At 52.0% G+C, this 6344-nt stretch carries 8 protein-coding genes and 1 tRNA gene; 5 read left to right on the top strand and 4 right to left on the bottom strand.

The window, feature by feature from the left end:
• Positions 1 to 62: 62 nt before the first annotated feature.
• Positions 63 to 149 (top strand) — tRNA-Leu (locus tag HMPREF3096_RS17030).
• Between the two features lie 21 nt (positions 150 to 170).
• Here the strand turns inward: HMPREF3096_RS17030 and HMPREF3096_RS17025 are convergent.
• Positions 171 to 410: a DUF1435 domain-containing protein gene (locus tag HMPREF3096_RS17025; RefSeq protein WP_012542928.1), complete on the bottom strand. Its 240-nt coding sequence runs from the start codon at positions 408 to 410 to the stop codon at positions 171 to 173.
• A 70-nt stretch (positions 411 to 480) separates the two neighbouring features.
• Between HMPREF3096_RS17025 and HMPREF3096_RS30950 the strand changes: the two genes are divergently transcribed.
• From HMPREF3096_RS30950 to fhuF, 3 genes are all read left to right on the top strand, one after another.
• The gene (locus HMPREF3096_RS30950; protein ID WP_012542929.1) at positions 481 to 651 is read left to right on the top strand and encodes a hypothetical protein; all 171 of its coding nucleotides are present in this window, start codon (positions 481 to 483) and stop codon (positions 649 to 651) included.
• Between the two features lie 23 nt (positions 652 to 674).
• Positions 675 to 1721: a GGDEF domain-containing protein gene (locus tag HMPREF3096_RS17020; protein WP_008807534.1), complete on the top strand. Its 1047-nt coding sequence runs from the start codon at positions 675 to 677 to the stop codon at positions 1719 to 1721.
• Positions 1722 to 1832: 111 nt separating this feature from the next.
• A complete protein-coding gene (fhuF, locus tag HMPREF3096_RS17015) occupies positions 1833 to 2621 on the top strand; it encodes a siderophore-iron reductase FhuF (RefSeq protein ID WP_032731594.1) in 789 nt (262 codons plus the stop codon).
• Positions 2622 to 2669: 48 nt separating this feature from the next.
• Here the strand turns inward: fhuF and HMPREF3096_RS17010 are convergent, their stop codons facing one another.
• Positions 2670 to 4013, bottom strand: a complete 1344-nt coding sequence (locus HMPREF3096_RS17010) for a PTS cellobiose transporter subunit IIC (protein ID WP_008807536.1) — start codon at positions 4011 to 4013, stop codon at positions 2670 to 2672.
• Between the two features lie 333 nt (positions 4014 to 4346).
• Here HMPREF3096_RS17010 and HMPREF3096_RS17005 point away from each other — a divergent pair, with 333 nt between their 5' ends.
• On the top strand, positions 4347 to 4805 hold the full coding sequence (locus tag HMPREF3096_RS17005) for a YbaK/EbsC family protein (protein ID WP_008807537.1): 459 nt from the start codon (positions 4347 to 4349) through the stop codon (positions 4803 to 4805).
• A 5-nt stretch (positions 4806 to 4810) separates the two neighbouring features.
• Here the strand turns inward: HMPREF3096_RS17005 and bglJ are convergent, their stop codons facing one another.
• Both bglJ and HMPREF3096_RS16995 read right to left on the bottom strand, forming a co-directional pair.
• On the bottom strand, positions 4811 to 5485 hold the full coding sequence (gene bglJ / locus HMPREF3096_RS17000; protein ID WP_022065583.1) for a DNA-binding transcriptional activator BglJ: 675 nt from the start codon (positions 5483 to 5485) through the stop codon (positions 4811 to 4813).
• A complete protein-coding gene (locus HMPREF3096_RS16995) occupies positions 5446 to 6168 on the bottom strand; it encodes a helix-turn-helix transcriptional regulator (RefSeq protein WP_008807539.1) in 723 nt (240 codons plus the stop codon). The genes bglJ and HMPREF3096_RS16995 overlap by 40 nt, the downstream gene beginning before the upstream one ends.
• Positions 6169 to 6344: the final 176 nt, after the last annotated feature.

Raw genomic sequence — 6344 nt, 5'->3', positions numbered from 1 at the left:
CGTGGGGGTTCAAGTCCCCCCCCTCGCACCAACGAGGCAATATCCTAAAGAAAGAATACTGTGCGAAGGTGGCGGAATTGGTAGACGCGCTAGCTTCAGGTGTTAGTGTCCTTACGGACGTGGGGGTTCAAGTCCCCCCCCTCGCACCAATATTCTTTTCTCTTCCGGCATTATCCCCCTAGTTTAAAATCCAGAATCATCAGCATTATTCCACCAATCAATGCAACGCAAGATGGCAGCAGGATAAAATGGCGCAGTTGACGATGCCATATCATCGCTGCGGACATCAGCATGCCCACCGTGACCAGCGCCCGCCACACATCGGCCGAGACTCCGGCATACCCGAGAGCGGCAATCAGCACGCCGGGAACCACCACACCCCAACCACTCCCTAATGCCCGCTGCAACATGGTTTCACCTCTTAAAACGATAATGATAACCAATATCATATGATAACATTTATCATTTGTCATTTGCGATGTGCTTTGCGTCTTTTTCTTTACGTTCGCGGTAATGACATACATTCATGAAGGTGATAAATTAAGCGGATTATCGATATATATTAAATATTTTGCTTATTTTGCAAATAACCTTTTTTTGCACATTGTTATCAGACTCTTCATTTTTGGCTTTCATCATTTTGAAATTTAACTACTAATAATGATTCTTCCGATATGACTGCACAAACCTGGCGAGCACACTACGCACAAAAATATCAATATTCCTTACGGCTTTTTTTACTGCTTAATTTCATTTCCTCCTCTCTGTCGCTGGTCAGCCCACTATTTACGGTAGTTCGTTTTACGCTGCCCTGCGCCCTGATCGTGGCCTGCAGCGGGCTGTTGCTGCTCTGGCACTGGAAATGGCCGCAAGCGAAAATAAATATTCCGGCTATCTCGTTGTTATTTGGCATGCTCTGGGCATGGCACGTGGTGGCAAAAGCGATGCTATTGACACCGCCGCATTTTAACTATCTGGTAATCGCCCTATTAAGCATTCTGTTTATCGGCACCATCGCTTTTTCCAATAATATCACTGCCTTTACCCTTCACTCTTTACCGACTTTCCTTATCTGCCTGATAATGTCAGAGGGGGAACAATGGTTGCGCATGACCTACTGTTTTGTGCTGCCTATTGCCGGTATTACCCTGCAAAATATTATCCAGAAGCGCAACGATGCCTTCACGCAAGGATTAATGGATAAACTGATGCAGGAACGCAACACGCTCAACGATCTCAGTATGCTGGATCCCCTGACCGGTTTGTATAATCGCCGCGGGCTGCAGAACCGCCTCGACACCCTGCTGGCGCTGGACGGCGACAACCACTTTGTGCTGCTCCTCGATATCGATCACTTTAAAGCCTATAACGACCACTATGGCCATATGATGGGCGACCAGGCGCTGATTCGCGTCTCTGCCGCGATCCGCAACGCCGTGCGCTCACGCGATATTGTCGCTCGTTTTGGTGGGGAAGAGTTTATGGTCCTGCTGACCAACAGCAGCGAGGAAACCGCCTGGCAGGCTGCCGAACGCATTCGCCAGCGGGTCTATGATCTGAAGATCCCGCATATGTTTAATGAAAGTGTCGCCACCAACGTGACCATCAGCATTGGCCTGACGCCGCTCATTGATGACAACATTGAGCAAGCGCTGGCACGAGCCGATGGCGCACTGTATGAGGCCAAAAATAAAGGACGCAATATTATTCTTGCCAGTTAGCTTTTCCTTCGCGCGCCGCGGTATCGCGGCGCCGACAAACTCCTTGCCATGCCGCCTGCAAACAACTAATATCAGGAATCATTATCATTTAGATTTGTATCTGGAAATCAAATGGCCTGGCGCTCCCTTTCTCTTAGCGACGAACTCATCTGGCGGGCTCCCTTCCCGACGGCTGAACGCGCGCTGGCGGAGAGTCTTCGGGCAAAAATCACTGCCCTGCGCCCTCATCTGCTGGATTTCCTGCGTCTTGATGAGCCTGCCCCGCCGCATGCGTTAACGCTCGCCGAGTGGTCGCAACCCATCGCGTTACGCACCCTGCTGGCCACCTGGTCCGATCATATCTATCGTCATCAGCCCACGCAGCCGCGTGAACAGAAGCCCCTGCTCTCGCTCTGGGCCCAGTGGTATATCGGCCTGCTGGTGCCGCCGCTGATGCTGGCGCTGCTTAATGAACCGCAGGGACTCAGCCTGGCGCCAGAACATTTCCATGTCGAATTTCACGAGAGCGGTCGGGCTGCCTGCTTCTGGATTGATGTGCATAACGATGCCAGGATAGCAGCGCTTCCACCGCAGGCGCGGATAGATGCCCTGGTGATTCGTACCCTGCAGCCGGTTGTTGAGGCGCTGGAAGCGACGGGCGAGATCAATGGCAAACTTATCTGGAGTAATACCGGCTATCTGATCAACTGGTATTTAGGTGAAATGCGCACACTGCTGGGCGATGAGCAGGTCGCCGCTCTGCGTCAGCACTGCTTCTTTGAAAAACAGCTCGCCGATGGTCAGGATAACCCGCTGTGGCGAACGGTGGTGCTGCGTGAAGGGCTGTTAGTCCGACGCACCTGCTGCCAGCGCTATCGCCTGCCGGATGTCCAACAGTGCGGCGACTGCACGCTGAAATAACGCCCCCTACCTCAAAATTAACGGGCGGCCCTTGCCGCCCGTTGCTATTTATGCGGTCTGTTGACTCTCCTGCTCTGCTCGCTCGGCCTCTTCCGCTTCCTGAGCAAGCAGCTGTTTCTCATACACCTTAAAGAACGGGAAGTAGATAATCGCCGACACGCAGGCCAGAACGATCACCAGAACCGCCGCCCGAAAATCCCAGCCCAGCGCCCAGGCGCCGCCAATCGGTGCTGGCGCCGTCCACGGTACCACCGAGATAACGCGGCCAATCAGATCCAGCTTCATTGCTGCCCAGGCCAGCACCGCGTTCACCATTGGCGCCAGCAGGAACGGAATAAAGAACACCGGATTCATGACGATAGGCGTCCCAAAGATAACCGGCTCGTTAATGTTAAACAGGCTTGGCACCACGCTCAGACGGCCAATGGAGCGCAAATGCGCTGAGCGGCTACGCAGATAACAGAACACCAGCCCCATGGTCGCCCCGGAACCACCAACCACTATGAAGAATGTCCAGAACGCCTCCATGAAGATATGCGGCAGAGGCGCCCCCTGGGCCAGCGCCTGCTGGTTCATACCGAGGTTGGTCAGCCAGAACATCTGCAGCATCCCGGACACAATCGCGGCACCGTGGATCCCGGCGAACCACAACAGGTGGCCAATAAGCACCGCCAGCAGAATTGCCGGCAGAGAGTCGGCTGCCGAAACCAGCGGTTTGAAGATGGCCATAATGGCCTGCGGGATCAGCATGTCAAAATGGTGCTGGATAAACAGACTCAGCGGATACAGCGTCAGCACGACCACCAGCACCGGGATCAACAGATCAAAGGAGTTTTTGATCATCGGCGGAACCTGGTCCGGCAAGCGGATCCCAATGTTGTGCGCTTTCAAAAAACGCATCATTTCCACGCAATAGATCGCCACCAGAATTGCGGTAAAGATCCCGGTCCCCCCGAGGCTATCCACCGGCAGCGTGCCATTGGTCTTCGGCGCGGCAATCAGCAAAAAGGCCATGATCGACAGCATTGCGCACATGAAGGGATCGAGCTGATTGGATTTCTCGTAGTGCTTACCGAGGTTATAGGAGATCGCCGCGCAGATGTAGATCGACATGATCCCCATCGTCATATCAAAGGGGGTCAGAATACGCCCCTCAAACTCTTTTGCCAGATCCAGCCAGGCGCGGGCAAAACCCCAGGTGGTATCCGGTGAGAAAGGTGGATAAGCAAACACCAGCAGGAACGATCCGACGATCATAAATGGCATCGCTGAGATAAAACCGTCACGGATAGCCATGACGTGGCGCTGCGATGAGATCCGCCCTGCTATGGGGCTTATGTAATTTTCTACAAAGCGAAATATCAAATTAAACGCAGCATGGTTAGCAGACATAGTAGCCCTCCTGACAGGCTATTGATACTGGCCCAACAACGATTACCCTGCCGTTACGATGACCGCTTTTTGATGCAGCAGGCCGCTGATGGATTACCGGCTATACTGCTCATGACGCAACGATTCATACACGGCTCTTATGTTATAAATAAAGTGAGAAGTGACTGTTCCAGTATTCATCTCTACGCGCACAACCGCAACCGGTTACAGTAACCGGTTACGGTGAATGTGAAGGAGATCGACAAAATAGAAGGAATCTGGATTGTCCGCGCTGTTATTTACACTCCGCCAGGCTTGTGACAGATTTAACCAGGCTTAAATCAGGAGAATCCAATGAGTCTGCAGTCTGTACGGCAGTTTTTTGCCGAACACGCCCCCGATATCGAAATTATTGAGTTAAACCAGAGTACCGCCACCGTCGCGCTCGCCGCTGCCGCACACAACGTTGAGCCTGGACAAATCGCCAAAACGCTGTCGCTCAAGATCAAGGATAAGATTGTTCTGATCGTCGCCAGGGGCGATGCGCGGCTGGATAACAAAAAGCTGAAAGAGACCTTTGGTGCGAAAGCCAGAATGTTAAGCAGCGATGAGGTGGTGACCTGGACCGGTCATCCGGTAGGCGGCGTGTGCCCTTTTGGTCTGGAAAATCCGCTGGCCGTCTATTGCGACGTCTCGCTCAGGCACTATCAGGAGGTGCTACCCGCAGCGGGAGCCATTCACAGCGCCGTTCGTATTGAACCAGAACGATTGGCGCAGCTCACCGATGCGACATGGGTAGACGTGTGTTTATAGCCGCGTTACGCCACCTGTTTAACGGCGTTGTTCGCGCCGCTCATCGGTAAATGCAGCAAGATATCCGCCGCGTTTAATAAACCGATGTCTGAGCGAACCCCGAGCTTGGTCATGGCGTTAAATTTATGCGCGCGGATAGTTTTAATGTTCCGGTTCAGCTGTATCGCAATATCAGAAAGCGAATATCCCCACGACATATACCGAAGGATGGCGTGCTCCGTTGGACTTAGCGGATCGTTGCACGCCTCTCTGTCGCAAAATTGTTCGCTGCCGCTGAGGTGATGATTATCCAGCAACTGTAACAAACGCTCCTGTAACCCGCGTCGCGGCGCGGATTTATTCAGTATGCCATGCAGACAAGCCGGCATAAGATGGCCGATCAGATGCATTTCACTTTCATTATTAGCCAGAATAATTGCCTGGACTTCCGGCCGACACCGCGCCATTTCATGAACAAAAAGCAGACTCTCAGCTCGTGAAGAACGGCTTCCCGAAAGAGAAAAGATAATGGCCGACCAGGAAAACGATGTTTCCGCCGCCCTGAGCATACTGACATTTTTAAACAGATGAATATGATATCGGCTATTATCTTCACGACTAAAGATATAGCGCCAGGCCATTTCCGTCATCACACATTTTTCTACGATGGCGACATGGCGGGTTGTGCTATTTTTTTCCATTCCATTTGCTCCCCGTAAGCTGAATTGATATTCAGCTCTTGCATTCCCTGCACGCTGTTGATCCAGGCATACATTTCAGCATTGCTTCGCAGTGATAAGCGTCGCATTGCGCTATTTTTCTGCGCACTGATGGTTTTATTGCTCTTTTTCAACAGCGCAGCGATCTGATTGATTCCCCATCCCTTTGCCAGAAGACGCAAAACCTTGCGTTCCGAAAGGGTCAGCATCGCCGCAGAGTGGTAGCTTGCGAAATCGCTATCCTCGTCTCCGGTGAACAACGTCCGGCTAATTTGCTCAGCGGCACGACTGCCGGCGCAAATCACCTCAATCAACCGGTTAACCGGCTCACTCTCCGAGATCAGCGAACTTTCAGGGCGAATTAAAAGCTCAACGGCCAATGGATAGAGGCTGTCACTGACCATAAAAACCCAGTGAATATCACGATACTGCGTCATCAGAGAGTAATACCGCTCGCAGACGGCACGGGGATGCGCAATCTCGCCGGAGATATCCGCGACGACCAGCACTGCCCGCCGCAGTTGCAAAAGGGTGAGCTCATCATGAGAACGACAAAAACTGAGTTCGTAATCAGGGAGATTTTCATTAAAGATAACCTTTAACCCTGACTGCATGACGGGAATTTTACTAATAACAACACCAAACTTACCTTGTCCTGGTAACATAACACCTCCGCTTCCTGTCGAAGTTCCTTCGCCTGCCGGCAAACAATCGGCGCTTAACATCATCGCCTTATCATTCTCTGAATGAATATAAAAAGTATATTCATGGCCTGCGTACACGGTATACGTAACGACCGAACCGTGGTCATACCGTGTAAATATTATTGCTGTGTATACTT

This window comes from Klebsiella sp. HMSC25G12 (assembly GCF_001807705.1).
Taxonomy (GTDB): domain Bacteria; phylum Pseudomonadota; class Gammaproteobacteria; order Enterobacterales; family Enterobacteriaceae; genus Klebsiella; species Klebsiella variicola.
Note: the sequence above shows the minus strand (reverse complement) of the source record. Positions and strands in the feature narration are given on the sequence as shown.